This window comes from Ruegeria sp. AB5, from assembly GCF_056542645.1.
The window spans coordinates 298,756-323,941 of sequence record NZ_JBQGAE010000001.1; the positions used below are offsets into that span (position 1 = coordinate 298,756).

Annotated in this window: 33 protein-coding genes and 1 tRNA gene; 17 read left to right on the plus strand and 17 right to left on the minus strand. The window is 58.6% G+C overall.

The genetic code is table 11. From position 1 onward, the window contains the following. Positions 1-49: 49 nt before the first annotated feature. From ACR0L4_RS01540 to ribD, 4 genes are all read left to right on the plus strand, one after another. A complete protein-coding gene (locus ACR0L4_RS01540; RefSeq protein WP_480510056.1) occupies positions 50-454 on the plus strand; it encodes a hypothetical protein in 405 nt (134 codons plus the stop codon). Positions 455-472: 18 nt separating this feature from the next. After that, positions 473-886 carry a secondary thiamine-phosphate synthase enzyme YjbQ gene (locus tag ACR0L4_RS01545; protein WP_480510058.1) on the plus strand — a complete coding sequence of 138 codons (414 nt, stop codon included), beginning with the start codon at positions 473-475 and terminating at the stop codon, positions 884-886. Positions 887-1,005: 119 nt separating this feature from the next. After that, positions 1,006-1,476 carry a transcriptional regulator NrdR gene (gene nrdR, locus ACR0L4_RS01550; RefSeq protein ID WP_170748476.1) on the plus strand — a complete coding sequence of 157 codons (471 nt, stop codon included), beginning with the start codon at positions 1,006-1,008 and terminating at the stop codon, positions 1,474-1,476. Next, positions 1,473-2,573 carry a bifunctional diaminohydroxyphosphoribosylaminopyrimidine deaminase/5-amino-6-(5-phosphoribosylamino)uracil reductase RibD gene (gene ribD / locus ACR0L4_RS01555; RefSeq protein WP_480510060.1) on the plus strand — a complete coding sequence of 367 codons (1,101 nt, stop codon included), beginning with the start codon at positions 1,473-1,475 and terminating at the stop codon, positions 2,571-2,573. Before nrdR ends, ribD begins: the two co-directional genes overlap by 4 nt. A gap of 2 nt (positions 2,574-2,575) precedes the next feature. On the opposite strand, the gene ACR0L4_RS01560 is transcribed toward ribD, so the two are convergent. The 3 genes from ACR0L4_RS01560 to ACR0L4_RS01570 form a co-directional block, all read right to left on the minus strand. Continuing rightward, the gene (locus ACR0L4_RS01560; protein ID WP_480510062.1) at positions 2,576-4,579 is read right to left on the minus strand and encodes a capsular polysaccharide biosynthesis protein; all 2,004 of its coding nucleotides are present in this window, start codon (positions 4,577-4,579) and stop codon (positions 2,576-2,578) included. Positions 4,580-4,582: 3 nt separating this feature from the next. Further along, positions 4,583-5,674, minus strand: a complete 1,092-nt coding sequence (locus tag ACR0L4_RS01565) for a polysaccharide biosynthesis/export family protein (protein ID WP_480510064.1) — start codon at positions 5,672-5,674, stop codon at positions 4,583-4,585. A gap of 122 nt (positions 5,675-5,796) precedes the next feature. Further along, complete coding sequence (locus ACR0L4_RS01570; RefSeq protein ID WP_480510066.1) at positions 5,797-7,095, minus strand: capsule biosynthesis protein; 1,299 nt, start codon at positions 7,093-7,095, stop codon at positions 5,797-5,799. A gap of 141 nt (positions 7,096-7,236) precedes the next feature. On the opposite strand from ACR0L4_RS01570, the gene ACR0L4_RS01575 reads away from it, so the two are divergent. The 5 genes from ACR0L4_RS01575 (at position 7,237) to ACR0L4_RS01595 (ending at position 10,452) form a co-directional block, all read left to right on the plus strand. After that, positions 7,237-7,824: a riboflavin synthase gene (locus ACR0L4_RS01575; protein WP_480510068.1), complete on the plus strand. Its 588-nt coding sequence runs from the start codon at positions 7,237-7,239 to the stop codon at positions 7,822-7,824. Between the two features lie 108 nt (positions 7,825-7,932). Next, a complete protein-coding gene (gene ribB / locus ACR0L4_RS01580) occupies positions 7,933-9,054 on the plus strand; it encodes a 3,4-dihydroxy-2-butanone-4-phosphate synthase (RefSeq protein WP_480510070.1) in 1,122 nt (373 codons plus the stop codon). A 2-nt stretch (positions 9,055-9,056) separates the two neighbouring features. After that, positions 9,057-9,608, plus strand: coding sequence for a 6,7-dimethyl-8-ribityllumazine synthase (locus tag ACR0L4_RS01585; RefSeq protein ID WP_480510072.1), 552 nt, complete (start codon positions 9,057-9,059; stop codon positions 9,606-9,608). Next, positions 9,605-10,087 carry a transcription antitermination factor NusB gene (gene nusB / locus ACR0L4_RS01590; RefSeq protein ID WP_480510074.1) on the plus strand — a complete coding sequence of 161 codons (483 nt, stop codon included), beginning with the start codon at positions 9,605-9,607 and terminating at the stop codon, positions 10,085-10,087. Before ACR0L4_RS01585 ends, nusB begins: the two co-directional genes overlap by 4 nt. Before the next feature lie 59 nt (positions 10,088-10,146). After that, a complete protein-coding gene (locus ACR0L4_RS01595) occupies positions 10,147-10,452 on the plus strand; it encodes a hypothetical protein (RefSeq protein WP_170748485.1) in 306 nt (101 codons plus the stop codon). Positions 10,453-10,665: 213 nt separating this feature from the next. Here the strand turns inward: ACR0L4_RS01595 and ACR0L4_RS01600 are convergent, their stop codons facing one another. After that, complete coding sequence (locus tag ACR0L4_RS01600; RefSeq protein ID WP_170748486.1) at positions 10,666-11,091, minus strand: SRPBCC family protein; 426 nt, start codon at positions 11,089-11,091, stop codon at positions 10,666-10,668. Further along, complete coding sequence (locus tag ACR0L4_RS01605; RefSeq protein ID WP_170748487.1) at positions 11,088-11,408, minus strand: metalloregulator ArsR/SmtB family transcription factor; 321 nt, start codon at positions 11,406-11,408, stop codon at positions 11,088-11,090. Before ACR0L4_RS01605 ends, ACR0L4_RS01600 begins: the two co-directional genes overlap by 4 nt. A 112-nt stretch (positions 11,409-11,520) precedes the next feature. Between ACR0L4_RS01605 and ACR0L4_RS01610 the strand changes: the two genes are divergently transcribed. Beyond that, on the plus strand, positions 11,521-11,952 hold the full coding sequence (locus ACR0L4_RS01610; protein WP_480510077.1) for an MmcB family DNA repair protein: 432 nt from the start codon (positions 11,521-11,523) through the stop codon (positions 11,950-11,952). A 5-nt stretch (positions 11,953-11,957) separates the two neighbouring features. Here ACR0L4_RS01610 and ACR0L4_RS01615 read toward each other — a convergent pair whose 3' ends face one another. Next, positions 11,958-12,146, minus strand: coding sequence for a DUF6324 family protein (locus ACR0L4_RS01615; RefSeq protein ID WP_480510079.1), 189 nt, complete (start codon positions 12,144-12,146; stop codon positions 11,958-11,960). Between the two features lie 77 nt (positions 12,147-12,223). Here ACR0L4_RS01615 and ACR0L4_RS01620 point away from each other — a divergent pair, with 77 nt between their 5' ends. Both ACR0L4_RS01620 and ACR0L4_RS01625 read left to right on the plus strand, forming a co-directional pair. After that, the gene (locus ACR0L4_RS01620) at positions 12,224-12,706 is read left to right on the plus strand and encodes a GNAT family N-acetyltransferase (protein WP_480510081.1); all 483 of its coding nucleotides are present in this window, start codon (positions 12,224-12,226) and stop codon (positions 12,704-12,706) included. Between the two features lie 47 nt (positions 12,707-12,753). After that, positions 12,754-12,830 (plus strand) — tRNA-His (locus ACR0L4_RS01625). Positions 12,831-12,911: 81 nt separating this feature from the next. Here the strand turns inward: ACR0L4_RS01625 and ACR0L4_RS01630 are convergent. The 11 genes from ACR0L4_RS01630 to secG form a co-directional block, all read right to left on the minus strand. Then, entirely contained in the window at positions 12,912-13,718 is an 807-nt protein-coding gene (locus tag ACR0L4_RS01630) for an ABC transporter permease (protein ID WP_480510083.1), read from the minus strand. Next, the gene (locus ACR0L4_RS01635; protein WP_480510085.1) at positions 13,715-14,602 is read right to left on the minus strand and encodes an ABC transporter permease; all 888 of its coding nucleotides are present in this window, start codon (positions 14,600-14,602) and stop codon (positions 13,715-13,717) included. Before ACR0L4_RS01635 ends, ACR0L4_RS01630 begins: the two co-directional genes overlap by 4 nt. Before the next feature lie 78 nt (positions 14,603-14,680). Continuing rightward, on the minus strand, positions 14,681-15,430 hold the full coding sequence (locus ACR0L4_RS01640; RefSeq protein WP_480510087.1) for a transporter substrate-binding domain-containing protein: 750 nt from the start codon (positions 15,428-15,430) through the stop codon (positions 14,681-14,683). A 34-nt stretch (positions 15,431-15,464) separates the two neighbouring features. Further along, entirely contained in the window at positions 15,465-16,241 is a 777-nt protein-coding gene (locus tag ACR0L4_RS01645) for an ABC transporter ATP-binding protein (RefSeq protein ID WP_480510089.1), read from the minus strand. 125 nt (positions 16,242-16,366) lie between these two features. Continuing rightward, a complete protein-coding gene (locus tag ACR0L4_RS01650) occupies positions 16,367-17,110 on the minus strand; it encodes a phosphate/phosphite/phosphonate ABC transporter substrate-binding protein (RefSeq protein WP_480511121.1) in 744 nt (247 codons plus the stop codon). A gap of 5 nt (positions 17,111-17,115) precedes the next feature. Then, positions 17,116-17,553 (minus strand): tellurite resistance TerB family protein, encoded by a 438-nt coding sequence (locus tag ACR0L4_RS01655; RefSeq protein WP_480510091.1) that lies wholly within the window; start codon positions 17,551-17,553, stop codon positions 17,116-17,118. 20 nt (positions 17,554-17,573) lie between these two features. Beyond that, the gene (locus tag ACR0L4_RS01660) at positions 17,574-18,023 is read right to left on the minus strand and encodes a tellurite resistance TerB family protein (RefSeq protein WP_170748495.1); all 450 of its coding nucleotides are present in this window, start codon (positions 18,021-18,023) and stop codon (positions 17,574-17,576) included. A 42-nt stretch (positions 18,024-18,065) separates the two neighbouring features. Then, entirely contained in the window at positions 18,066-18,359 is a 294-nt protein-coding gene (locus ACR0L4_RS01665; protein WP_170748496.1) for a DUF1330 domain-containing protein, read from the minus strand. 63 nt (positions 18,360-18,422) lie between these two features. Then, on the minus strand, positions 18,423-19,199 hold the full coding sequence (locus ACR0L4_RS01670) for an isocitrate lyase/PEP mutase family protein (protein WP_480510093.1): 777 nt from the start codon (positions 19,197-19,199) through the stop codon (positions 18,423-18,425). 97 nt (positions 19,200-19,296) lie between these two features. Next, positions 19,297-20,940, minus strand: a complete 1,644-nt coding sequence (locus tag ACR0L4_RS01675; protein ID WP_480510095.1) for a CTP synthase — start codon at positions 20,938-20,940, stop codon at positions 19,297-19,299. A 160-nt stretch (positions 20,941-21,100) separates the two neighbouring features. Further along, a complete protein-coding gene (gene secG / locus ACR0L4_RS01680) occupies positions 21,101-21,466 on the minus strand; it encodes a preprotein translocase subunit SecG (protein ID WP_170749240.1) in 366 nt (121 codons plus the stop codon). 151 nt (positions 21,467-21,617) lie between these two features. Here secG and nthA point away from each other — a divergent pair, with 151 nt between their 5' ends. The 5 genes from nthA (at position 21,618) to ACR0L4_RS01705 (ending at position 24,989) form a co-directional block, all read left to right on the plus strand. Beyond that, positions 21,618-22,232, plus strand: a complete 615-nt coding sequence (gene nthA / locus ACR0L4_RS01685) for a nitrile hydratase subunit alpha (protein ID WP_480510097.1) — start codon at positions 21,618-21,620, stop codon at positions 22,230-22,232. After that, positions 22,229-22,906 (plus strand): nitrile hydratase subunit beta, encoded by a 678-nt coding sequence (gene nthB / locus ACR0L4_RS01690; RefSeq protein WP_480510099.1) that lies wholly within the window; start codon positions 22,229-22,231, stop codon positions 22,904-22,906. Before nthA ends, nthB begins: the two co-directional genes overlap by 4 nt. Next, positions 22,903-23,238, plus strand: coding sequence for a nitrile hydratase accessory protein (locus ACR0L4_RS01695; protein ID WP_480510101.1), 336 nt, complete (start codon positions 22,903-22,905; stop codon positions 23,236-23,238). The genes nthB and ACR0L4_RS01695 overlap by 4 nt, the downstream gene beginning before the upstream one ends. 222 nt (positions 23,239-23,460) lie before the next feature. Continuing rightward, the gene (locus ACR0L4_RS01700) at positions 23,461-24,756 is read left to right on the plus strand and encodes an adenylosuccinate synthase (RefSeq protein WP_480510103.1); all 1,296 of its coding nucleotides are present in this window, start codon (positions 23,461-23,463) and stop codon (positions 24,754-24,756) included. Further along, a complete protein-coding gene (locus tag ACR0L4_RS01705) occupies positions 24,756-24,989 on the plus strand; it encodes a DUF2842 domain-containing protein (protein ID WP_170748502.1) in 234 nt (77 codons plus the stop codon). The genes ACR0L4_RS01700 and ACR0L4_RS01705 overlap by 1 nt, the downstream gene beginning before the upstream one ends. Positions 24,990-25,186 lie beyond the last annotated feature (197 nt).

Here is a 25,186-nt window from a genome sequence, read left to right on the forward strand (position 1 = left end):
ATCGGTCGGCCCCTAAGATGTAGAAGACATTCAGTGAGGAAAGCGTACGATGAAACAGTTGCACTATTGCGCCGCTTTGGCGGCATTTGCCCTAAGTTTTCCCATGACTGCCGATGCGGCGCGATTGGGGTTTCAAACCAAGGCGATCAACAGCACGGATTTCGAAGTTGTGCCCCGCACGCGGGATGACACCGATGGATATTGGTGCGCTGCGGCGGATTTTGCGCGCCGGGATCTTGGGGCAGGGTGGCACGATCCAATCTATGTGTTGCGCGGCTATGGACCCAGCGTGACAACAGGTCGTAGAACGGCCGTGCAGTTTTCGCTGAACCCACCCCCCAGCGGCCCGGCACCTAAGACCAACGTTGTGACGACACCGTTCGTCGTTGGCTCCAGCGTGTCCGTGCAGGGGGCGAATGGGCGATGTGGACGCCGGCAGATTTTTGACAACTGAATCGAGGCTGAACCAGCGATGCAAACCGAATTTTCGATACAAACCGATGGGCCCGGCTTGTACGACTTCACATCCAAGGTGCGCCGCTGGTTGGGGTCCGTGGACCGGGATGGTGTCCTGACGCTGTTCGTCAGGCACACCTCCTGTTCTCTGCTCATTCAGGAAAACGCCGATTCCGAGGTTCAAACGGATTTGCAGGCATTCTTTGAGCGGTTGGTGCCTTCGTCTGATCACCCGTCGATGCGATATCTGCGTCACACCTACGAAGGCCCGGACGATATGCCAGCGCATATCAAAGCGGCGATGATGCCGGTATCTCTGTCCATCCCGGTCTCGCAGGGGCGGTTGGTTTTGGGCACGTGGCAGGGGATTTATCTGTTCGAGCATCGCCGTGCTCCGCATGTCAGGCTGGTTGCGGCCCACCTCAGCTGACCCTTTATTTTGGGGTGAAAATTTCCGACTACCCAAATCCTAGCGGCTGCCCTATAGTTGTGGATAAGTAAGCCGTAGCGCTTACAAAAGAGGCCGAACAAGGGACGAGGAGACGGCGGATGCGCTGCCCGTTTTGCGGAAATATCGACACTCAGGTGAAAGATTCACGCCCGGCAGAGGATCACGTCGCGATCCGGCGCCGCCGGTTTTGCCCAGCCTGTGGTGGGCGGTTCACGACGTATGAGCGCGTGCAACTGCGTGATCTCGTTGTGATCAAGACCAACGGGAAACGGGAAGATTTCGACCGCGACAAGCTTGAACGGTCTATCCGTATTTCCATGCAAAAACGTCCCGTTGATCCCGAGAGGATTGATCAGATGATCTCGGGCATTGTACGGCGTCTGGAAAGTATGGGCGACACGGATATCCCGTCCAACCGGATCGGTGAAATTGTGATGGAAGCTCTGGCACGGATCGATACCGTCGCCTATGTTCGCTTTGCGAGTGTGTACAAGAACTTCCAGGCGGCCGATGATTTCGAGGACTTTGTCCACGAATTGCGCCCGCCGCAGCCTCCGACGGACGAGTGAGCGAAACAGATAAGCGATTCATGGCGCTGGCTTTGTCTTTGGGTCGGCGCGGCCAAGGGACATGCTGGCCCAATCCGGCGGTCGGCTGCGTCATCGTGCGCGACGGGCGTATTGTCGGGCGTGGCTGGACCCAACCCGGTGGGCGTCCGCATGCCGAAACCGAAGCTCTGAAACAGGCCGGAGAAGCAGCGCGCGGCGCGACGGTATATGTCTCGCTGGAGCCGTGTTCCCACTATGGCAAGACCCCCCCTTGTGCCGAGGCGTTGATCTCGGCGGGCGTGTCCCGGGTTGTCGCGGCTATTGAAGACAGCGACCCGCGTGTAGCGGGGCAGGGCATTGCCATGTTGCGAGAGGCCGGGATCGAGGTTGAGACAGGTGTGCTTGCGCAAGAGGCCGAACGGGATCTCGCCGGGTTCTTTCTAAAGACTGAGCAGGGACGCCCGTTCGTGACATTGAAACTGGCAAGCAGCTTTGATGGTCGCATTGCAACGTCCTCGGGTCACAGCCAATGGATCACCGGCCCACAGGCCCGGCGTGAAGTGCACGCCATGCGCGCACGTCACGACGCGGTCATGGTCGGTGCAGGCACGGCACGCGCGGATGATCCCGCGCTGACTGTCCGTGACCTTGGTATCGAGCATCAGCCTGTCCGAGTGGTTGTCTCGCGTCACATGGATCTGCCTTTGATGAGTCAATTGGCCCGAACCGCGTCCCATACACCCGTTTGGCTGTGTCACGGACCGAACCCGGATGCCGAGCGTGTGCGCGCGTGGGAAGGTCTTGGGGCGCGGCTGTTGCCCTGTGTTTTGCATGATCATCAGATCAGTGCAGGAGACGTGTTGCAGCAACTCGGCAAGGAAGGGCTGACCAGCGTGTACTGCGAAGGTGGCGCTGCACTGGCGGCCTCGTTGCTTGCGCAGGATCTGGTTGACGAACTTGTCGGCTTTACCGCCGGTTTGACCATCGGGGCAGAAGGGTTGTCGGCAATCGGCGCGTTGGGGCTGGACAAGTTGAACGCCGCTCCAAGGTTCGAGTTGATCGAAACACGCACCGTCGACGGTGACATTCTGCACCGTTGGGGCCGGGCTACACGCTGATCTCAGCGACGCCACAGATGGGCGTGTGTCGCGAGCGCGCCCTGCATCTTTGAGACAAGACGGTTCATTAGACCGCGTTTGACGGCTTGCCCATGGATCAGCCTGTCGATCGCGACTTCGACCGGGCAAGGGTCGCCTGTCACCGGGTCCAGATAACGCGGATAGTCGATCAGGGCCGCGTGAACCAAGCCTGACAACGAGGGGCGAGCGCCACGTCGGGCCGGAACGCTGCCCAGATCGGTGGTCAGGCCCCATCCGGCGTAAAACGGCGCCCCCAGCGTGGTGACGGAAACACCGCGCAACAAGGCTTCGAATCCCAGCAAAGAGGTCATTGTCCAGACCTCCTGCACCTCTGAGAGCAGGGTGGATGGATCGGTTTCTCTGGCAATCACATCAGCCAGACCTTCGGCCTCGATCCGGCCCGAGCGTAGACCGGCCTCGACATCCGGGTGGGGCTTGTAGATCACCACCGCGTCGGGATTGGCCGCCCGAACCTGGCGCAGCAGATCAAGGTTTGTGCGGACACTGCTTGTTCCCAACAGGATCGAGGCGTCATCTTCGACCTGTCCCGGCACCAGTATCCGATGACCAGCGGGCAGGGGCGGGGCGGTGCCGCCTGTGTTGTATTTGCTCAAACCCCCGGACACGAGAGCCGCAATCAGCCGGTCCACCCGCAGTTCCTGATCAGGGGGCAGGGTTTCGCGACGGATAATCCACTCTTCCAACCGACTGGTCTGTGTGGGGTCGTAGTAGATCCCAAGATCATCTGTCACCAATGACATCGGAGGCACAAGATCGGCGCCCAAACCGCGCGAGCGCAAAAAGCCATCCTCGATCCGAGTGACACCCTCGACCTCTCGCGATTGATTGGCCCACACCATGTGGGGCCGTGTCGGATGGGCTGGAATGGCGGGGACAAAACGCAGCTTGTGATGCCGACCAAACATGCGTTGCAGATGCTTGCGTTTCCAAAGCCGCATGCCGGAGGCCGTCCATCCCATGCGATCCTCTCGCCATGACCGGGTCTGGGCCTCCAGCGTGTTCAGGACGGTTTCCAATTCGCAGAGTTGATCTCGATACGGGTCATACCACGCCGGGTACAGCATCATGGTCGCCGCGAAAAGTTGCGCACGCGTCAGGTTGCGTTGTCTGCGCAGGACCGGGTTTTCGTCCTGTGTCAGGCCCCATCCCGCATAGAACGGTTGCCCGAAGACCCTTGGTTTGTGTCCAGCAAGAATGGCCTCGAAGCCCATTTGGGACGACAGGGTGTAAACGCTGACCGCACCGTCCAACAGGCACCAGGGGCTGATATTGTCTGTGATGAAAGAGACGCGGTCGGACAGATCCTGTTCGGTAAAATGCCCATCCCGATGACCCGCCAGAGTTTCCGGATGAGTTTTGATCAGCACCGGTGTGCCTGGATTCTCTTCCTGTGCGATCACCAGCATCTCAAGAAACCGCGCACGATCCCCGCCACTGGCCGTGACCGAAGCGTCACCCTTTGTCTGATCCACAACCAGAACATAGCCGGGGGATGGGGGTGCAACATCGGGGGCGAAGGCCGAGTATTTGCTGAGGTTTAGCTCTTTCAGACGCTCAATTGCTCCGCGGGCTCTGTTCAACAGGGCGGTGTCGTCCAGCGGGTGCCTGCTCAGAAGGATTTCCAGGTCTGAGGGTGTCGTTGGATCGAAGTGCAGCCCCGAGCGATCAAGCAGCAGACCCAATGGCGGTTCGCCCTCGCGCCCGGGATGGAGCGACCGCAGAAAGGCGTCTTCGACCCGCAGAAGCGCGGTATTGCGGTCTTCAGCGATGCGCATTCCGCGATGTGCGGTAGGGCTTTTGCCCCAGACCGCCACCGTGTCTTCCGGGTTCGGCAACCCCAGGCGAATGTCATAACCTTTCAGCGACAGGATGCGTCGGATACGCCGGTTGGTCAGAAAACCGCCATTGTAGACAAACGCCCGGGACCGCGCCGCGTCGGTTGCGCTGGGGTCCTCAGGGGCCACGGGTCAGTTGCCGGTCAGGGTGGCGACATTCGCGACCGGGGTCAGTCCGCCGGCGATCAAGGAGATGGATTTGGTCCACTGGGCATATGGCGCTTCGGTCACGTAGATGGTGTCATCGTCGCGGATCACAAAATCACGCGCAATGAACAGGCCGTTGGGGGCGGTCAGGTTCAGCAGGTAGATCATGCGCTGATCCCCTTGCAGGTCCGGCCGACCCATCACCTGACGCGCGATATCCTGTCTTTCACGGCGCAAGACGAAGATACCGGTCGGATCAGACGAGACCGAGACCAGACCACCGACCTGAGCCAAAGCTTCCAGCGCGGAAAGGTCTTGACTTTCGAAGGCCACGCGCGATTGCCCGCCGGTCGCCCCAAGAGCGATGTAGGACCGGCTGTCTTCTTCGACCAGAATGCGGTCGCCGCCACGCAGCGCAACATCCAGCTTCGGGTTTCTGAACAGGTCTTCGTACCATACCGTCCCGCGTTGATCGCCACGGATCAGGGTTACGAGGGCAATGTCAGATGAAACTGAAACCCCTCCGGCCTGAGACAGCATGCCCAGCAACGTGCGTGTTGGGCGTTCGATCGGGTAAATACCAGGTGCCCCAATCGTTCCCGTCAGCGAAACGGTTGATCCGTCCCCGGCCAGACGGCGCACTTCGACCTGTGGATCAGGGGTTTGCTCTTTCAACTCATCCGTGATCAGCGTGCGCAGCTGTTCCGGCGTGTTCCCGGCGGCGCGCAGACGGCCTGCATAGGGAACAAAGATGAACCCATCACTGTCGACCTGAACCTCATTCAAGGCGGTGGACGAACCTGCTTCGCCCGCCAAAAGGCCATCATCCACGTTTTCCCAGATGGTCAGCCCCAGAACGTCGCCCGGGCGAACCGTGTCTGCGGTCAGCGCCTGTGCCGAACTGAACGACGAGGAGAACCCGAATTGTGGCACCGAGGATGTGGCCCGCGAGACGCGATCATCAACCTCGACCACAAAGGCGTTGCCGCCGTTTTCAACCGAACCAGCCAGAATTTCATTCTTGTTCGGGCCTGATTTGGGAAGTTGACATGCGGTCAGCGCTGCCATTGCTGCCATAAGGGAAACCCCCCGTATCCATCGGATTGGAAAGCGATACACTGCCGAATACCCTCAGTCTTTGTTTGTTTTGGGCAGGCTACTCTTTTAAAGCAGCAACTTCCAGACATTGCTGGTGGTGTTCATCCAACGATTTTGAGTTGTGGCGTTGATGCTGCGTTGTCGGACAGAACCACCTGATACGGGTCGTCAGCTCTCAGCATCATGTCGATGGCCCGTCGTAGCAATTGCTGGCGTCCACGTCTTGAATAGTAGCCACCTGGAACCTGGCTCGTATCCAGCAAAAAGCGGCGATACGCTTGATAAGCTTCACTGTTTGGCGCGTCCGGGCTGGCAAAGAAAGCCTCTATCGCCTGTTGTGAGACGAATTCCGGCTTGTCATAGACCGCCCTGCCAAACAGACGCAGGGGAATACCGCGCCACAACACCTGTTGTCCGGCGGTGGAGTTGATCGTGACGGCCGAGCTTGCGTCATCGAGGAGTTTGGCCAGTTTCCCGCCGGGAACGTAGTGCACCCGATCTGCAACGCCGTACTTGCCAGCCAGGTCGCGAACGCAGCGGCGCAGGGGTTCCCGATGGTTTTCCAGCGGGTGTTCTTTGACGACCAAACAATGATGTGCCGGAGCCCCTTTTGAAAACCCCGCAATCATCTGCTCAAGAAAGTCTCTCATGCCCGAATAGCCTGAATGCGCCTGAACAGAGCTGTCATGCCCAAGTTGCAGAAGGACCAGGTGGTAGGGACAGGCGCCTCTGCGGACACGGGCCGTTGCCCACACCCGTTGCAGGCGGTGGACAGGCATCAGCATCAGGCGTTTGAAATACAGGCGAAATTCCTTTGACACCGGCAACGCCCGATGGGGGCGGAAATTCCGGTACCGCCCATTCAGGAACAGAACGAACCAGTGATACAAAGCTCCGTAAAAGATGTGTTGGCGCATGTCTCCCCAATGAGAAGGCGGCGGGGGTGTCTGTGAACTTGACTGAGACAGCGCCTGTGCCATCTGATCCACGTCCAACGACATGAGCCGCGAATTTCCGTTCGAGCCGTCGCGCTCGTAAGTGACCCACCACGGTCTCAGATAGCCTTCCTCGAACACGTGCACAGTAAGGCCGCGCGATTTGGCGATCGCGATCGCGTGGGCGTGAACCGGACGTGTGTCTCCGTACAAAACGATGTCGGTCACCTGCTTGTCGGTGATCAACGCAGTGAAGGTTTCCGGCCAGTGTTCAGGCGTTTCTCGGAACGGGATATAGCTTTTGCGGTCAAACCAGAACGCCTGATCACCCGCATTGAACCCGACGCGCCAGATCTGGGCGCCGGATGCGCGCAACCTCCGTCCCAACGCACTGAAAAACGGGCCATGCGGACCTTGCAGAAACAGGAAGACCCGATCGTCCGTATCTGGTTGAATTGGGGGCATCTGCTATGCTCTGGCCTCGGTTCTTTTCGAAACTATGCCTGTTTGGGCTTTGCGCGGCAAGGTTGGGCTTGCCGGGCCGCACAGATCAGCTTACCTCGGCTTGGACAGTCTGAGACAGAGTAGAACGCGAGGGTTGACAGAATGTTTACAGGGATCGTGACCGATATCGGGACAGTGACCGAACTGGATCAGCAAGGCGACTTGCGCGCGCGCATCCAGACGGCATACGACACCGATGGGATCGATATTGGTGCATCGATTGCCAGCGATGGCGTGTGCCTGACCGTAGTTGCGTTGGGCCCCGATTGGTATGACGTTCAGATCAGTGCCGAGACTGTTTCGAAAACCAACCTGAACAGCTGGAGTGTTGGCAAAAGGGTCAACCTTGAGCGCGCATTGAAAGTTGGTGACGAGTTGGGTGGCCATATCGTTTCGGGCCATGTCGACGGGGTGGCCGAGGTGGTCGAGGTGCAGGACGAAGGCGACAGCACCCGTGTCACCCTGCGTGCACCGAAAGATTTGGCCCGCTTCATTGCCCCGAAAGGGTCGGTTGCACTGAACGGGACGTCCCTGACCGTCAATGACGTCAAAGACTGTGACTTTGGCATCAATTTCATTCCTCATACCAAAGAGGTCACGACCTGGGGTGATGTTGCGGTTGGTGATCGCGTGAACCTGGAAATCGATACGCTGGCCCGCTACGTCGCCCGTCTGGCCGAGATGTCCTGACCGACCAATACGTCGCGTCCCGACTTGCGCACGCCGCTTGCGCTCTGGTCTTTGGGCGCGGGGTGGTCTATTCCGCCTTGCAGAAATGCTCTTGTGAAAGGCTGCCCCATGAGCTTTGAAACCCCCGGTCCTGTCGAGGCCCAACTGCGTGACGCGATCAGCCCGATCGAAGAGATCATTGATGAGGCGCGCAAGGGCCGGATGTATATCCTGGTCGATCACGAAGATCGAGAAAACGAAGGTGATCTGGTGATCGCCGCCGAATTCGCGGATGCCGAGGCAATCAATTTCATGGCCACTCATGGCCGCGGTCTGATTTGTCTGCCGATGACGGCGGAACGGGTCGACATGTTGGGCCTGCCGATGATGGCGGTAAACAACTCGTCACGTCATGAGACAGCCTTTACCGTGTCGATTGAGGCGCGCGAGGGCGTTTCCACCGGTATCTCGGCTGCCGATCGTGCGCTGACGGTGGCGACCGCGATCAACGAACAGAACACGATGGCCCATATCGCGACCCCCGGTCACGTCTTTCCCCTGCGGGCTAAACGAGGCGGGGTGCTGGTCCGCGCGGGTCATACCGAGGCCGCCGTCGATATCTCGCGCCTGGCAGGTTTGAACCCGTCGGGTGTGATCTGCGAGATCATGAAGGAAGACGGCACCATGGCGCGTCTTCCTGATTTGGTCGCATTTGCCAAAGCCCATGATATGAAGATCGGTACAATCAGCGACCTGATCACTTACCGATCGCGCAATGACAATCTGGTGGTTGAAACCTCGCGCCAGTCGGTGACGTCAGAATATGGTGGCGACTGGGAGATGCGGTTGTTCACAGACCAGACCCATGGCATCGAACACGTTGTCATGATCAAGGGCGATATCACCACGCCCGAGCCGGTTCTGACCCGCACCCATGCGCTGCACGAAGCGCCTGATATTCTGGGCCTTGGTCCCAAATCCTCGCGCGAGTTGCCGCGCGCGATGGAAAAGATCGCCGAAGAAGGGCGCGGGGTGGTCTGCCTGTTCCGCCAGCCGCGCAACTCGCTCTATGCGGCCGAGGACGAAGGCCCGCGGACTATCAAGCAAACCGGTCTGGGCGCGCAGATCCTGTCCAAGATGGGTGTTCAGGAACTTGTGCTGCTGACCGACTCGCCGGAAACCGTTTATCTGGGGCTGGACGCCTTTGGCCTGTCCATCGTCGGCACCCGTTCCATCCTCAAGGAAGACTGATCATGGCTGAACAAGACAAACATGGCATTCTGTCCACGCCGAGCTTTGACAAACCGGTCAAGCTGTTGATCGTGGCGGCCCCGTTCTACCGCGCCATCGCCGACAATCTGATTGCGGGCGCAAAGGCCGAGATCGAAGCGGCAGGCGGCACGTGTGAGGTCGTCGAGGTACCCGGTGCGCTGGAAATCCCGACAGCCATCGCCATGGCTGATCGTCAGTGCAATTTCGACGGCTATGTCGCGCTGGGCTGTGTCATTCGCGGCGAGACAACGCACTACGAAACCGTCTGCAACGACTCCAGCCGCGCCATCCAGTTGATGGGCCTGCAGGGCCTGCTGATCGGCAACGGCATCCTGACGGTCGAGAATGACGATCAGGCCGAAGTGCGCGCCAATCCGGAAAAGATGAATAAAGGGGGCGGCGCGGCCGCTGCGGCCTTGCATCTGATCGCGCTCAGCCGTAAGTGGGGCTCTTCCAAAAAGGGCGTCGGATTCAAGCCGCCGTCCGAGTCCATCCTTGTGGCGGGCGACAGCAACGGACCCACGACAGCATGACCAAGACAGACGCGCCGAAACCGGCCAACCAGAAACGCCTGATGAAATCCGCCGCACGCCTCTATGCCGTGCAGGCGCTGTTCCAGATGGAGCAGTCGGGCCAGACGACCGAACAGGTCGTGGCCGAGTTTCTGGATCACCGCTTTGGCGCTGTTTATGAGGGCGAGGAAATGCTGGACGGCGATATCCGCTTGTTCCGCAAACTGGTTGAGGACGCCGTGAATTATCAGGCACCGATTGACCAGATGACTGACCGCGCTTTGGTTGCCAAATGGCCCATCGGGCGGATCGACCCGACCCTGCGCGCCGCCTTCCGGGCCGCCGGGGCAGAGCTGACACAGAACGACACGCCGCCCAAAGTGGTCATCACCGAATTCGTCGATGTGGCGCGGGCCTTCTTTCCCGAAGGTAAAGAGCCGAAATTCGTTAACGCGGTGCTGGATCACATGGCGCATGAGGCCAAGCCCGAGGCGTTCTGACGCGTTTACCCGGATCAAATATGCGCTAACCTGAATGTCATAGCGCAATGAGGTCCGCCATGCCCAAACTCATCCGTTTGTACATCACACAAGTGGCTTGGGGTTTTGCCATCTCAGCCATATTCGTCGGGGTGCTTTTGGCCCTGAACATCGCCAATCTGCGGGGGTTGATCACCGGATCGGATATCGGTCTGATCGCGCTGCTGATGATCTGGTTCATGAACGGGATCGTCTTTGCTGGTGTCCAGTTCGGCTACAAGATCATGAGCATGGCTGAAAAACCCGGCGGTCCACGTCGTGGATCACCAGTGGTACAAAGCTTCAAACCTGCATTGGCAAAGCAAGAATCCCGCGCAGAGCGCTGAATTTCTTGAAAAATGTGGCGGGACCACCAGTCAACCGTGCGGTGTGATTCCCGAGGACCTGTATGTACAGGTGGGCGCCAGATAATCAGGCCAGGACCTGAACAGAGCCAGCCCCCTCGGAATTGCTTAAGGCCACCAGAATGCTACCTATCACAAGAAGGGCAGAACCCGCCACAGGCTTAACTAGGGCGTCTGGCGGGTTCGCACAAGGGGTCAGGCGTCAACAGTTTCATGCAAAGCGGTACGCATCTTGCCCAGATGCTCGTCCCAGCCATTGTCCAGCGCCAGGATCAGACCAAAGGCTTCGGCACCCTGCGGCAAACCTTCATGCTGCAGGCTCAGGCGTGTGCCACCTGCAACTGGCGTTAACGTCCATTTGACCACACTGACGGCATCGCCCATCGGTTTCACTGTGAAGGTGTACTCCAGATATTCCGGCGCGCGCGCTTCCCGCACTTCTCCCCAGATCAGTAGGTCGCCACTGGTGGTTCCGAACATCTCAAGCTTTTGTCCCTTGGCAAGCGAGCGTTCGGGTTTGTGAAACCACTCAGCAAGCCGATCCGGCTCGGTCAAATAGGCCCAGACAGTGTCCGGTTCGGCCCGCAGGAATATCGTTTTCTGCAAAACAGCATTGGTCATTTATCTTTCCTTTCAATGGCTTCCTTGAGAGAGGTCAGGCGGTCATCCCAGAACTGGTCAAAGTAGCTGAACCAGTCCATCACAGGCTCCATACCTCGTGGTTCTATGCGGTTGATGCGTTCTCTGCCGCGCGCCTCGACCGTGATCAGCCCGCCATCAGACAGAACGGTCAGGTGCTTTTTGACGGCTGCCCGGGTCATGTCGAACCGGTCCGTCAACTGGCCGATTGTCATGTCCTGAGATGCCAGCAGCTTCACAATGTCCCGGCGGGTCGGATCAGCCAGCGCGCGAAACGCGTTTTGAGTTAAGTTCTCCATTGTAACCTCATAAGAGATACCTTTTGGTATCACATTAATGAGATACCATATGGTATCATGTCAAGTCACAATCTGACTTTACATTTGTTCACTAATTGTTCACATTTTTTGCATGACATTGGATATGCAGCCCGGACAGAAACTCGCACGTGGCGTGGCGCGCCATCTTTCCGCGCACGGGTTTGTTTCCGTTGAGGAATTCGTGCCGGTTCGGGGTTTGCGCGTTGACGTGATGGGGTTGGGGCCAAGGGGAGAACTGTGGGTGATTGAATGCAAGTCCAGCCGCGCGGATTATCAATCGGACGCAAAGTGGCAGGGCTATCTGGAGTGGTGTGATCGATTCTTCTGGGCCGTCGACACCAATTTCCCGACCGATCTTTTGCCGGAACAGACAGGTCTTATCATTGCCGATGCTTACGATGCCGAGATCATCCGTATGCCACCCGAAGACAAACTTGCCCCGGCCCGACGCAAGAAGATGATTCAGAAATTTGCAACTGACGCGGCCCGCCGTTTGCACGCTTTGCGTGATCCGCGCGTGTGAACGAACTAGGCTCCGACGGCGCGGGCAGCCTGCGCTGCGGCGCGGATTTCCTCGGCGATCTCCTCGGCCTCTTCCGGTTCGAAATCCATAGGAACCTCAAGACCATCGGCCTCGATGAATAAACGCACCATACCCTGATCCGTTGGGCCGATCTGTAGGTTGGCCTGAATGTCACGTTCGGTGTTGATACCCATACTCGCCTCCGGGACTGAGCGTTTGTGCTAGCGCGCAAAGGGTTGAGAATCAAGCCGCCTTTGCCCACAGATAGGGCATGAAGGATGTGGGTCTCAGACAATTCCGGGCCGAGGATGCACCGTGGCTGGTCGAGCGGCATGGCACGCTCTATGCGCGGGACGAGGGCTTTGATGAAACGTTCGCCCCGCTTGTTGCGCGTATTCTGGATGGCTTTGTCGCGGATCATGATCCGACATGTGAACGCGGATGGATCGCAGAGGCTGATGGGGAAAGGCTGGGCAGTATCTTCTGTGTCAGGCTGGACGACCAGACCGCCAAACTCCGGCTGTTTCTTCTGGTGCCAGAGGCGCGTGGTCTTGGATTGGGGAAACGGCTTTTGACAACCTGTATGGGCTTTGCAAAAGAGGCCGGATACCAGCAGATGCAGTTGTGGACGCACGAAAGCCACAAGGCTGCCTGTGCGTTGTATCTGGCCATGGGATGGCAGTTGGTGGACAGTAAACCGGTGCATTCCTTCGGGGTCGATCTTGTCGAACAAAGCTGGAAAATTCGGCTTTAATCCTCTTGCATTCCCTGGACGCGTTCGGTACATCGCCCTTCACGAGTGCCGCCTTAGCTCAGTTGGTTAGAGCGCTGGATTGTGGATCCAGAGGTCCCCTGTTCAAGCCAGGGAGGCGGTACCAAAGCCCCAACATAGCAAGCGAATAGATGCGCAATTGTGGCGTGATCAATCCTGTTTGATCTGCTGTACCTCATGCGCTGGATCAGCGCGCGAGGTTCAGTCTGAATTTCATCTTGCTTTGTCTTGCGGCGGGCAAATGGCGGTTCAGGCGCTTGTTCACCTGTCCAAAGACCCACACGATAACAAGGGTCAACAGGATGAAATAAAAGGCCAAAATAGGGTAGGGCACAAACGGGTTGAAGGTTTTGTCCGCAAAATAGCTGGCATAGTACAAGGCGTCTCCGCGCTGCTGCCAGGCCGGGAAGGCCGAGAAAAAGACCAGCGTTGTGGACTGGAACACAAAGATCGCTTCATTTGTGTAGGCGGGCCAGGCCAACCGCAACATGGTCGGCCAGACGATGCGGCGGAACCGCGCCCAGCCAGACATGCCATAGGCATCTGCAGCCTCAAGATCGCCCTTGGGGATCGAGCGCAGCGCTCCATAGAAGATCTCACCCGAATAGGCGGATGTGTTCAGGAACAGTACAATCAGCGCCCCAAGCCAGGCCGAGGTGAACGCGTCGAACATCGGATAGGGTTTCTTCAGTGATAGGAAGAAGAAATAGGCGAAGAAGAATTGGATGAAGAGCGGCGAGCCACGGAACAGAAAGATGAACCATGCGGACGGTTTGCGCAGCCATTTGTTGGGCGATGCTTTTCCGACCGCCAATGCGGTGGCCAGAAAGAAACCCGTGACCATTGCCATGATGCCGAAATAGATATTCCAGATCATGCCCGAACCGATCAGGGTGAAGTGCTCGCACAGGGTAAAGTCAGTTTTGGGCAGAAGCCGTTCGCCATAGCCCAGAGACCGCAGGCCGTAATCCTGAATGGTTTGCAAGCAGCTCATGCCGTGGTCTCCTTGCGCAGAAGCTCTCCGCCCGAAGTGGCCTGACCGTGCGACAAGCGGCGCATCAGTTTCTCCAGCCCGATCTCGGACACACGGGTCATGCCAAGGTAAAAGACCAGCAGGGCCAGGAAGTACCACATGCGCCAATCGCCATGGGGGTAGTCGGTGAAGCGCGACGTCTTGGTGCCGCCGAGTTCGCGGGCCCAATAGACGATGTCTTCAACACCCAGCAGGAACAGCAGCGGTGTGGCCTTGATCAGAACCATCCAAAGGTTTGATAGGCCAGGCAGGGCGTAAACCCACATTTGCGGCACAAGGATGCGCCAAAAGGTCTGGCTGCGGGTCATGCCATAGGCCTCGGCCGTTTCCAGTTGCGCATGTGGCACGGCGCGCATCCCGCCGAACAGGACGTTGGCGGCGAAGGCACCGAACACGATGGAGAATGTGATCACTGCAAGGAAAAAGCCGTAGGTCTCATGCACCCATTCTGGCGAGGTTCCAAGCGGCAGCTTTGCGGCCTGACACACCAGAAAATCGTTGCCCTGACGGATCGGATCGGTCCAGTCGGGGCAGAGGATCTTGTGGCGGATCCATTCAAACACTTGATCCAGCGCGATGACGAAGAACAGGAAAAAGGCGATGTCGGGCACGCCGCGCACAATCGCGATATAAGCCTTGCCCAGCCAACTGAGAGGCAGAAAGTGCGACCGCGCGGCCATTGCGCCTGCAAAGCCAAAGCCGAGCGCGACGGGCGCAGTCACGGCCAGCAGGGCCAGAACCTTGATGAAAGATAGGTAGAACGACCAGTGGACGCCATTGGTCAGATAGCACGAGAACCAGCGGAACGTGCCCAGCGTGTCAGGATCAGCGCAGTAGGAGAACATAAGGCGTCTTTCGAACGTCTGGTCCGGCAAGGCCGGAACGGGCCCGGCGCAAGGACGCCGGGCCGGGACAGGTCAGTATCAGTTGGTGACGACCGAACCGTCAGCGCCGTATGTGGCGGTGCCTTCACCGAACCACTTGATCAGCATCTCGTTAAGCGTGCCGTCAGCTTTCATCGACGATATGGCTTCGTCAAACTTGCCGCGCAATTCGCCGTCGCTTTCACGCAGGCCCATGCCGACGCCACCGCCCAGCGGAACCGGATCGCCGACAAAGATCAACTCACCGCCCGATTCTTCGACCAGCGGCACCAGATAGTCGCGGTCAGCTAGAACAGCATCGGCTTCGCCGTTGCGGACGGCTGCGATGGTTTCTTCCGGGGTCGCGAATTCAACCAGAGTCGCGCCAGTTTCGGCGACGTGGCCTGCCTGAATGGTAGCGGTTTGCGCAGCAACAACACCACCGGTGACATCGGCTGCGTCAGAGGTCGCGACATAGGCCGACGCGGTGGGCGGATAATAGTCCTGTGTGAAGTCGATGACTTCATCACGTTCGTCGGTGATCGACATGCCCGCGATGATGGTGTCGTAGTTACCCGATACCAGGTTCGGGATGATCGAATCCCAGTCGTTCTTAACCCATTCGCATTCCAGCCCGGCGCGTTTGCACAGCTCGTCGCCTACGTCCCGCTCGAACCCGTCGATCTCACCGGCATCGTTGATGAAGTTATACGGAGGGTAGGCGCCCTCGGTGCCCATGCGGACAGTGTCGGCCATGGCGATACCGGCAGTCAGCGCCAGTGCTGCAGTGGACAGAATCAGGTTTTTCATTGGTTGCTCCCCAGTTTGGTTCTGTTTTTTGAAGTTAAGCCGCCTGAGTGGCGGAAAGAAAGCCCCGAAGCCGTTCGGATTCGGGTGAGGTAAAGATGTCTTCGGCCGATCCTTCTTCTTCGATCCGGCCCTGATGCAGAAACACGACGTGGCTGGAAATGTCGGCTGCCATTTTCATGTCATGGGTCACGATGATCATCGTCCTGCCCTCGGCTGCCAGATCCTTGATCACCTTGATGACCTCTTGCTCAAGCTCGGGATCAAGGGCCGAGGTCGGTTCGTCGAACAGCAGCGCCTCGGGTTCCATGCATAGACCACGGGCAATGGCGGCTCGCTGCTGCTGACCACCGGACAATTGTGCCGGGTAGACGTCGCATTTGTCGCCGATGCCGACTTTTTCCAGATACTTGCGGGCGCTGTCTTCCACTTCGGCTTTGTCACGACCCAGAACGGTCACCGGGGCTTCCATGACATTTTGCAAAATGGTCATATGCGCCCACAGATTGAACTGCTGAAACACCATGGACAGGTTTGTGCGAATGCGCAGGACCTGTTTGGGGTCTGCGGGGCGGCGCCCGTGCCCGGTGCCGCTCCAGCTCACCGGTTCGCCTTTGAACATGATCTCACCCTGCTGGCTGTCTTCCAGCAGATTGCAGCACCGCAGAAGGGTGGATTTACCCGAGCCGGACGACCCGATCAGTGATACGACATCGCCCCGTCTCGCAGTGATATCCACGCCCTTGAGCACTTCGAGATTGCCGAAGCTTTTGTGAAGGTTCCTGATCTCGATTACGGCAGAGGCGTCTGTCACGGAGGATCCAGTCATCATTGGTATTGGTGCGGTAATAGGACGGAAAATTCGCCGCAATGCAATGCGCAAATCACAGAATCAAGCCCGGAATCTACCAAATTGACCAGAGGGTGTGGTCAAATTGGTCAGCTTCCTCGCAACAGTGCCGCAGGTGTGGGCGGAGTTGAAACAGAAAGGTATTGGTCTGCGGGAATGTCGATCAACCCTTGGATGTGAAGCCGCTTTCTGTCTGCGTCCGAGAGGTCGGCAATGGCGTTGCGCACGGCCTGTGCGATCCGATGCGGGTCCCGTCCGGTTGAGGTGATAAAGGGCAATGCGGGGCTGGGGGCCGTCATCGAGACATCGCGCAACCAATCCCCGAGTTCGGTATGCTCTTTCAACAGAATCCAGGTCAGCGCATCCAGCGCGGCAAAATCTGCAACACCGTCCGCAACCGCCTGAGCCGACAAGGCGTGCGCGCCGGTCTGGTGCAATTGGGCGGGTGTCAGGCCCATGTCCGACAGATGCGAGATCGGGGCCGCCCAACCGGACTGAGATAGGGCTTCGTTGTAGGCAAAGGGTCCCGCAGCCAATTCCTCAAGGGTACGTGGATCATCCTTCCGAGCGACAAATACCGAGGTGTAGTAACCGGGCGGGCAACCCGGCAGTCCGTAATCGGGCGTGCCAACCAACTGCACCCGTCCGTGCAGGCGCGTTCGGTAGGGCATGCCACAGGTCTGCGCAAGAACCAAGCCGGGGTCCTGCCAGATTTCCCAAAAGTCACGAGACCGGTCCAACCGCATGGGACCAATTTCCAGATGAGACCGAATGAGCGACCAAAATCGATCATTGGCCGACTGCAGGGCAGGCATGTCATACATGCCCAGCATCGCTGTCACGATTTTGCAGCCTTCTGACGGGCCAAAGCGGAATCCACGTCGCTGATACCCAGCAAACTGACGACGAGACGCAAAAGCGAATCCTCTTCGCCTGTACGCTGACCATCCGCAAGAGCCACTGACCACATGGCCTGAACAACAGCCAGCCGATCCTCGTAGGCGACAGCCTCTTTTATGGCACGGGTAAAGCGTACTGTGTCTGGCGCTTCGGCTTCCAAGTCTTCGGCTTGGGCCCGAAGACTGGCCGCCTCGAAAGGGGACAGGCCATAGCGTTCGGCGGAAATCTTGTCGATCCGCGCCATCTCGGTATCTGCGTAATCATTGTCGGACCGGGCGATGCGCACCAGCAAGGCCGTCAAGGCAAGGCGGGCATCGTCGTCGGCAAGAGGGTCGGGTTCGGGCTGTGTCAGCCGGGACAGAAAATCACTAAACATGAAACAGATATAGACGCGGGCTAGCCGGCTTCCAAGCGGCTTTGCACCCGCGCGCGCGCGGTTTCACTATCCTTGAAGCTGAGCCCCATCGCCACCCGGGCCTCTTCCACGATCTTGATCTCGCCCTCATCCGAGTTGCCATCGGCCAGCACGACCTCCCACAACGCGTCCAGAGCAGCCAGACGTTCTTTAAGATCGGTGGTCTCGCGGATCAGTTTGCCGAACGTGTCCGTTTCCGGTGCTGCGGCATGCAGTTTTTCGCATGTGGCCCGCACCTTTGCCGCTTCTATGGCGTTATGCTGGTACAAGCGTGCCAGAATCCGGTCGATCAGACTGATTTCTTCCAGCTTGTAATCCCGATCCGCCTGCGCGACCCGCACCATCAACGCACCCAGAGCCAACTCGGCGTCCGGGTCCGGCAGGTGGTCGGTTTGCGGTGGGCGGAGTGCCTGAAAGAACTTCTTCAACATTGTGTCAGGTTATTCCATATTTTGTGGCGCGCCAAGCGGCGACTACCCGTCATAGCCCTGAATGATTACAAGATCGCCGAAAGAGACCGGATCACGCAGGGCTTTCGCCTTTTGATACCCGTCGCTTTCATAGCAGGCGAGAGCGTCCTCGTAGCTGGGGAACTCGATCACCACGGTTCGCGCACGGGCCGCGCCTTCTTTTACTTCGCGCGCACCACCACGCACCAGGAACCGTGCGCCATATGCGCCAAAGGGTCCTGCATTGGCTGCGATATAGTCCTTGTATTTCTCCATGTCGTCCACGTCGACATGCGCAATCCAATAGCCTTTGCTCACGGTGTCCTCCTGCCCAGATGCAAGTGCAGGGTGGTGAGAAACTCAATGAATTGCAAGCTGAGCTTAGCCTGCGTAGCTGATTGCATTCCGCGCCTGTTCGGTCAGCCATGCAATCATCTGACGATACGGCACCGGGCCATAACTGACGCGTGCCACACCCAGCTCAGCCAAACGTGGAGTGTCGGGTGTGCCGGGCAAGGCAATAATGTTGACAGGCAACCCGGTCGCCTCACACAACTTACCGATCATCTCTTCATCCTTGAGGCCGGGGGCAAAGAACCCGCTTGCGCCACTATCGGCATAGGCTTCGGCCCGCGACATCGCGTCGTCCAACATCGCCTCATCATGGGTGTCTGGATGGGCTTTGAGGAAGATATCGGTGCGCGCATTGATAAAGGCGGGTACGCCCGCGACATCACAGGCCTCTCGCATGGTGGCGATGCGTGCAGCCTGGGTTTCGGTGTCATAGAGTTCTTGTGTTCCGATGATCTGATCTTCGAAATTGAACCCGACGATGCCACTGGCCAAGGCTTGCGCGACGTTTTGGGCAATCCCAGCAAGATCCGCCGCATAGGCCCCTTCAAAGTCAAGCGTCACGGGCAGTTCGACTGATTTCACAATGCGCGCGGCATTGTCCAGTGCCACCTCGATCGGGATGTTCTGCCCATCTGCATAGCCCTGCGCCATGGCGACCGGAGCACTTCCCGTCGCTATCGCCTGAGCACCTGCATCGGCTACTGCGGCGGCACTGCCAGGGTCCCAGATATTGTACAGGATGACCGGCTCACCCTTTTTGTGCAGTCGGGTGAAGGTTTCAGCGCGTTCGGCTTGGGTCGTCATGGGGCATCTCCTGTCGAAACTTGTTCAACAGTTAACCCCATGTCGGGCAATCACTAAACGCTTAATTGTGTTGGTACATCAATTTGCGGCGACAGGATCAGACCAGACGCGAGCTGTCTTTTGCCGCGCGCACGAAATCGCGGAACAGCGGATGCGGGTCGAATGGCTTGGATTTCAACTCGGGGTGATACTGAACGCCGATGAACCACGGGTGATCCGACCATTCGACAATTTCGGGCAGACGTCCGTCCGGTGACATGCCCGAAAAGTTCAGGCCCGCCTTTTCCAGCTTGTCGCGATACTTGATATCGACTTCATAGCGGTGGCGGTGGCGTTCTTCGATCTGGGTGCTGCCATAGACGTCCGCGACCTTCGAGCCCTCGGCCAGAACCGCATTGTAGGCACCCAGACGCATGGTGCCACCCTTGTCATCTCCGACCTTACGTTCAACCTTGTGATTGCCCTGCACCCATTCTTTCAGATGGTAAACAACCGGCTCAAAACGCTTTTTCCCGGCCTCGTGGTCGAATTCCTCGGACCCGGCTTCGGTGATACCCGCCGCGTTGCGGGCCGCTTCGATCACCGCCATCTGCATGCCCAAACAAATACCCAGATAAGGCACTTTATGTTCGCGCGCATATTGCGCGGCTTTGATCTTGCCTTCGGTCCCGCGTTCACCAAATCCGCCGGGGACGAGGATCGCGTGGAAACCTTCGAGATGTGGCGCGGCGTCTTCGGTGTCGAACACCTCGGCATCGACCCACTCGACCTTGACTTTTACGCGGTTGGCCATGCCGCCATGGGTCAGTGCCTCGGCGATTGACTTATAAGCGTCTTCCAGCTGCGTGTACTTGCCGACAATCGCGACCTTCACTTCGCCTTCGGCATTGTGAATGCGGTCGCTGACGTCTTCCCACTTGGCCAGATCGGGCTTGGGTGCAGGGCTGATCTGGAATGCATCCAGGACCGCCTGATCCAGTCCTTCGCGGTGATAGGCCAGTGGCGCGTCATAGATGGTGGACAGGTCTTGCGCCGCAATCACGCCGTCGGGACGGACGTTGCAGAACAGCGCCAGCTTTTCGCGTTCTTTGGTCGGGATCGGGCCTTCAGATCGGCAGACCAGAATGTCGGGTGCCAGACCGATCGAGCGCAGTTCCTTGACCGAGTGCTGAGTCGGCTTGGTTTTTAACTCGCCGCTGGCCTTGATATAAGGCAGCAGTGTCAGGTGCATAAAGATACATTGACCGCGCGGCTTGTCCTGGCTGAACTGGCGGATGGCTTCAAAGAAGGGCAGACCTTCGATATCGCCCACGGTTCCGCCGATTTCGCAGAGCATGAAATCAACTTCATCCTCGCCAATGGCGATGAAATCCTTGATCTCGTTGGTGACATGCGGAATGACCTGAATGGTCTTGCCGAGGTAATCGCCGCGGCGTTCTTTCTCCAGCACATTGGAATAGATCCGGCCGGAGCTGACCGAGTCGGTTTTGCGGGCCGCCACACCGGTAAAGCGTTCGTAATGGCCAAGATCCAGGTCGGTCTCGGCCCCGTCGTCGGTGACGAAGACCTCGCCATGTTCAAAGGGCGACATCGTGCCCGGATCGACGTTCAGATAAGGGTCCAGCTTGCGCAAGCGCACCGAGTATCCCCGGGCCTGCAACAGTGCGCCCAGAGCCGCCGAAGCCAGTCCCTTGCCCAAGGACGAAACCACACCACCAGTGATGAATATAAAACGCGCCATAGTTTTTCGGCTGCTCCCGTGAGACGTCAAAATCAACTGCCCGGCGGCTTCGAAAAACCGCTGCATCACGGGACTTCACATATAGAGGATTCGCGCGCGCAACGCAAGAGAACCGCAAGATGCTGTTGCAGTTCTCTTTCAGATTTCTAGGTCTAGTGGATCAGTCGGCTTGCGGAATAAGCGGTGCGTTGTCGCCCTGAGTGGGCGGCAGCAGGTCATTTGCCGACGGAACTTCCGGTGTGCTTTCCTCGGTCGATGCCGGGGCCGGAACGCCCAGACGATCAATCACCGAACTGCCCGATGACTTCTGGGCGGCCAGAATCGTCAGTGTGATCGAGGTGACTATAAAGCACGCAGCCAGAATCCATGTCACCTTACCCAATGCCGTCGCCGCAGCGCGACCGGTCATGGCGCCACCACCACCGCCACCCATGCCAAGGCCACCGCCTTCGGACCGCTGCATCAGAACAACGGCAATCAGGCCCAAGGCCAACAGAAGGTGGATGATGAGAACGACGTTTTCCATGGTGGTCCTGTACAGCGTGACGTGTATCGCGTGGTACTTATGCAAGTTTGATCGTGGGGGCAAGTCACGAGTTCGCATCGCAGCGCGTGATGCATCATATCACAGCAAAGAGACTGGACAGAGCGGCAAATCCTGACGCAGGCTCTGGCCTATGCCTCATGACAATCCCGACCACCCGCACGCCCTGTTGCCGCCTGAACCCGCGCTGCGCGTCAAAGCGCTTGAAACGATTCTGACCCGCAAAGGCTTGATCGATCCGGCGGCCTTGGATGAGATCATCGATACCTATCAGAACAAGATTGGTCCAAAGAACGGCGCGCATGTCGTTGCGAAAGCGTGGAGCGATCCCGGTTTCAAGGCCGCACTGTTGAAAGACGCGACGTCTGTGGTTGCCGAGCTTGGCTACTACGGTCGACAGGGCGAACATATGGTTGTCGTTGAAAACACGCCTGCCCAACACAACATGGTCGTCTGCACCTTGTGCAGCTGCTACCCGTGGCCGCTGTTGGGTATTCCGCCCGGTTGGTACAAATCCGACGCCTATCGGGCGCGGGCCGTACGTGAACCCCGCAAGGTTCTGGATGAATTCGGTGTCACACTGTCCGATGACACTGCGGTGCGTGTTTGGGATTCAACGGCCGAAATTCGGTATCTCGTTCTCCCCATGCGCCCCAAAGGAACCGAAGACATGCCTGAGGACGATCTGGCAGCCCTTGTCACCCGCGACAGCATGATTGGCACGGGCTTGCCCAAGGTGCCCGAATGACCCGCATTCACGATATGGGGGGCCGCTTTGGCGACGGCCCCATCCATCCCGAACGTGACGACGCCCCGGTCTTTGCCGAAGACTGGCATGCGCGGGCTTTGGCGGTCACGCTGGCCTCGGGGTTTCTGGGTCAGTGGAACATCGATGTCTCGCGCCACGCGCGCGAGCGTTTGTCCCCGACAGACTACACGCGCTTTTCGTATTATGAGAAATGGATTGCGGGCCTTGCCAACCTGCTTGTCGAGCAAGGTGTTCTGACCTTGGATGATCTGCGTGGCGAGGGCAGTGACAGCCCGCACGATTTGATGGAAAGACGCCTGAAGGCCGAGGCCGTCTCTGCAGCCTTGTCGAAAGGGGGACCAGCGGATCGACGATCAGACGTTTCCGTACAATTCAGCATAGGACAAGAGGTTGCGACCGTTCGGCCCAGCGCCAATCGACTTGTGGACCAAGGCCACACGCGCTTGCCGCACTACGCCGCAGGTGCGCGGGGTCGAATCCTGCGGCTACATGGCTCTCATGTTCTTCCCGATGCCAATGCACATGGTTTGGGCGAGGCCCCCGAACCTTTGTACGCCGTCGCATTCGCCGCGTCCGAGCTTTGGGCCGCGCCCGAGCATCCCGGGGACGACGTGGTGCTGGACCTCTGGCAAAGTTATCTGGTGCCCGCATGACCGATTGCATTGAACATGCGGCACCTGATCCTGTGTTCGCTGAACCCTGGCATGCTCAGGTCTTTGCCGTCACCGTGGCTCTGAATGAGGCTGGCCGGTTCGATTGGCCGGACTGGGCAGCACGTTTCTCGGACACTTTGAAGCGCAACGGCTTGGATCGCGAACTGGATGGAGGCGACGACTATTTCGACGCCTGGCTGGAAACACTCGAAGCATTGCTGGCCGAACAAGGAGCAGCAGCGCCCGACGAGGTGAAAAACCTGCATCAGGCGTGGGAAGAGGCCTATCTGACCACCCCGCACGGGCAACCGGTTCTTTTGCGGCAAGGCTAAGCCGGGGGGGGGCGCTGCCCCCGCCGCCCGTTCCGGGCGACTCCCCCGGGATATTTTTGGCCAGATGAACAAGGGATCCAGACTTCATCTGGCCAAAAACATCCCCGCCGGAAGCATCGCGCAGCTGCGCGATTTCAATCTGCGGCGAAATAGCGGTTTCCCTGTCGTCTGTGCCTCGCTATACGAGCCGAGTTCGATTACTCAGCACGAAAAGGACCGGATATGGCCAATGTGGTTGTTGTCGGCGCCCAATGGGGTGACGAGGGAAAAGGCAAGATTGTCGACTGGCTCAGCGAGCGGGCCGATGTCATCGCGCGTTTTCAGGGCGGACATAATGCCGGGCACACTCTGGTCATCGATGGTGAGGTCTATAAGCTGCACGCGCTGCCCTCGGGTGTGGTGCGGGGCGGCAAGCTGAGTGTCATCGGCAATGGCGTTGTTCTGGACCCATTGCACCTGATCAAGGAAATCGGCACGATCCGGGCGCAAGGTGTTGAGATCACGCCTGAAACGCTGATGATTGCCGAAAACACGCCGCTTATCCTGCCGATCCACGGCGAATTGGATCGCGCGCGGGAAGAGGCTGCGAGCAAAGGCACCAAGATCGGGACAACCGGTCGGGGCATCGGTCCGGCCTATGAAGACAAGGTTGGGCGGCGTTCGGTCCGGGTTGCGGATCTGGCCGATGAGGCAACCTTGGAAGCTCGCGTGGACCGCGCGTTGCAACATCACGATCCACTGCGCAAAGGATTGGGCATAGAGCCGGTCGACCGGGATGCGCTTGTGGCTCAGTTGAAACAGATCGCCGCCGAGATTCTGCCCTTTGCCGCGCCGGTTTGGAAAGTGCTGAACGAAAAACGCAAGGCGGGAAAACGCATTCTGTTCGAGGGTGCGCAAGGCGCTTTGCTGGATATTGACTTCGGCACATACCCATTTGTGACCTCATCCAACGTCATTGCCGGTCAGGCTGCAACGGGTGTGGGTATCGGGCCGGGCTCTATCGATTTTGTGCTGGGGATTGTTAAGGCCTACACGACCCGCGTGGGCGAGGGGCCTTTCCCGACCGAGTTGGAGGATGACGACGGTCAGCGGCTGGGCGAGCGCGGACATGAGTTTGGCACCACCACGGGACGCAAGCGCCGCTGCGGGTGGTTCGATGCCTGCCTGGTGCGTCAGACCTGTGCGACCAGCGGGGTCAACGGAATCTCTCTGACCAAGCTTGACGTGCTGGACGGGTTTGACACGCTGAAGATCTGCACTGGCTATGAGCTGGACGGAGAGCATCAGGACTATCTGCCCACTGCCGCAGACCAGCAGGCGCGCTGCACGCCGATCTACGAAGAGATGCCGGGTTGGAGCGAGTCCACAGAAGGCGCACGCAGCTGGGCCGATCTGCCTGCAAATGCGATCAAATACGTGCGCCGGGTCGAGGAATTGATCGAATGCCCGGTGGCGCTGTTGTCCACCAGTCCGGAGCGGGATGACACCATTCTGGTGACCGACCCGTTTGAAGACTGATGAGTGACGATAAAAAGCCTGGCCTGAGCTACAAAGCGCGCCGCCGCTGGTCTCTGGTGATCCTGCTGGTGGGGTTGCCGGTCTACATCGTGGCGGCGGTAACGGTCGTGAACCTTTTGCAGCGACCGCCCATTCTGGTGGAACTGCTCGTGTATATCGTGCTGGGCATAGTTTGGGCGTTGCCGTTTAAATTCGTGTTTCGCGGCGTTGGCAAAGAAGATCCGGATCACTGAATTCAGGTCCCTGATTCCTGGCGGCATGTGCCTCTTGCCAGACAGGCTAGGATATGGGGTTCGGGCAACGAAGATGTAGCCGATTGCTGGAACAGATTTGGCGATGGCGGGTGCCGCCGCATCGTCGATTTCGTTGTCCACGGAAATAACCGGAGAGTGAGAACTCACCGTTGCGCCCTTCCTTTGGGGGCAGGAGT

Excerpts from the sequence above, each read along its gene's own strand:
- ACR0L4_RS01585 (WP_480510072.1), top strand. The coding sequence starts at position 9,057 with ATGGCTGAACAAGACAAACATGGCATTCTGTCCACGCCGAGCTTTGAC.
- nthB (WP_480510099.1), top strand. The coding sequence starts at position 22,229 with ATGACCCGCATTCACGATATGGGGGGCCGCTTTGGCGACGGCCCCATC.
- ACR0L4_RS01605 (WP_170748487.1), bottom strand. The coding sequence starts at position 11,408 with ATGGAGAACTTAACTCAAAACGCGTTTCGCGCGCTGGCTGATCCGACC.
- ACR0L4_RS01595 (WP_170748485.1), top strand. The coding sequence starts at position 10,147 with ATGCCCAAACTCATCCGTTTGTACATCACACAAGTGGCTTGGGGTTTT.
- nrdR (WP_170748476.1), top strand. The coding sequence starts at position 1,006 with ATGCGCTGCCCGTTTTGCGGAAATATCGACACTCAGGTGAAAGATTCA.
- ACR0L4_RS01655 (WP_480510091.1), bottom strand. The coding sequence starts at position 17,553 with ATGTTTAGTGATTTTCTGTCCCGGCTGACACAGCCCGAACCCGACCCT.
- ACR0L4_RS01570 (WP_480510066.1), bottom strand. The coding sequence starts at position 7,095 with ATGCCCCCAATTCAACCAGATACGGACGATCGGGTCTTCCTGTTTCTG.
- ACR0L4_RS01630 (WP_480510083.1), bottom strand. The coding sequence starts at position 13,718 with ATGAGCTGCTTGCAAACCATTCAGGATTACGGCCTGCGGTCTCTGGGC.
- ACR0L4_RS01565 (WP_480510064.1), bottom strand. The coding sequence starts at position 5,674 with ATGGCAGCAATGGCAGCGCTGACCGCATGTCAACTTCCCAAATCAGGC.
- ACR0L4_RS01615 (WP_480510079.1), bottom strand. The coding sequence starts at position 12,146 with ATGGGTATCAACACCGAACGTGACATTCAGGCCAACCTACAGATCGGC.
- ACR0L4_RS01695 (WP_480510101.1), top strand. The coding sequence starts at position 22,903 with ATGACCGATTGCATTGAACATGCGGCACCTGATCCTGTGTTCGCTGAA.
- ACR0L4_RS01620 (WP_480510081.1), top strand. The coding sequence starts at position 12,224 with ATGAAGGATGTGGGTCTCAGACAATTCCGGGCCGAGGATGCACCGTGG.
- ACR0L4_RS01540 (WP_480510056.1), top strand. The coding sequence starts at position 50 with ATGAAACAGTTGCACTATTGCGCCGCTTTGGCGGCATTTGCCCTAAGT.
- nusB (WP_480510074.1), top strand. The coding sequence starts at position 9,605 with ATGACCAAGACAGACGCGCCGAAACCGGCCAACCAGAAACGCCTGATG.
- nthA (WP_480510097.1), top strand. The coding sequence starts at position 21,618 with ATGCCTCATGACAATCCCGACCACCCGCACGCCCTGTTGCCGCCTGAA.
- ACR0L4_RS01610 (WP_480510077.1), top strand. The coding sequence starts at position 11,521 with ATGACATTGGATATGCAGCCCGGACAGAAACTCGCACGTGGCGTGGCG.
- ACR0L4_RS01705 (WP_170748502.1), top strand. The coding sequence starts at position 24,756 with ATGAGTGACGATAAAAAGCCTGGCCTGAGCTACAAAGCGCGCCGCCGC.
- ACR0L4_RS01640 (WP_480510087.1), bottom strand. The coding sequence starts at position 15,430 with ATGAAAAACCTGATTCTGTCCACTGCAGCACTGGCGCTGACTGCCGGT.
- ACR0L4_RS01670 (WP_480510093.1), bottom strand. The coding sequence starts at position 19,199 with ATGACGACCCAAGCCGAACGCGCTGAAACCTTCACCCGACTGCACAAA.
- ribB (WP_480510070.1), top strand. The coding sequence starts at position 7,933 with ATGAGCTTTGAAACCCCCGGTCCTGTCGAGGCCCAACTGCGTGACGCG.
- ACR0L4_RS01575 (WP_480510068.1), top strand. The coding sequence starts at position 7,237 with ATGTTTACAGGGATCGTGACCGATATCGGGACAGTGACCGAACTGGAT.
- ACR0L4_RS01700 (WP_480510103.1), top strand. The coding sequence starts at position 23,461 with ATGGCCAATGTGGTTGTTGTCGGCGCCCAATGGGGTGACGAGGGAAAA.
- ACR0L4_RS01600 (WP_170748486.1), bottom strand. The coding sequence starts at position 11,091 with ATGACCAATGCTGTTTTGCAGAAAACGATATTCCTGCGGGCCGAACCG.
- secG (WP_170749240.1), bottom strand. The coding sequence starts at position 21,466 with ATGGAAAACGTCGTTCTCATCATCCACCTTCTGTTGGCCTTGGGCCTG.
- ACR0L4_RS01635 (WP_480510085.1), bottom strand. The coding sequence starts at position 14,602 with ATGTTCTCCTACTGCGCTGATCCTGACACGCTGGGCACGTTCCGCTGG.
- ACR0L4_RS01545 (WP_480510058.1), top strand. The coding sequence starts at position 473 with ATGCAAACCGAATTTTCGATACAAACCGATGGGCCCGGCTTGTACGAC.
- ACR0L4_RS01660 (WP_170748495.1), bottom strand. The coding sequence starts at position 18,023 with ATGTTGAAGAAGTTCTTTCAGGCACTCCGCCCACCGCAAACCGACCAC.
- ACR0L4_RS01650 (WP_480511121.1), bottom strand. The coding sequence starts at position 17,110 with ATGCTGGGCATGTATGACATGCCTGCCCTGCAGTCGGCCAATGATCGA.
- ACR0L4_RS01675 (WP_480510095.1), bottom strand. The coding sequence starts at position 20,940 with ATGGCGCGTTTTATATTCATCACTGGTGGTGTGGTTTCGTCCTTGGGC.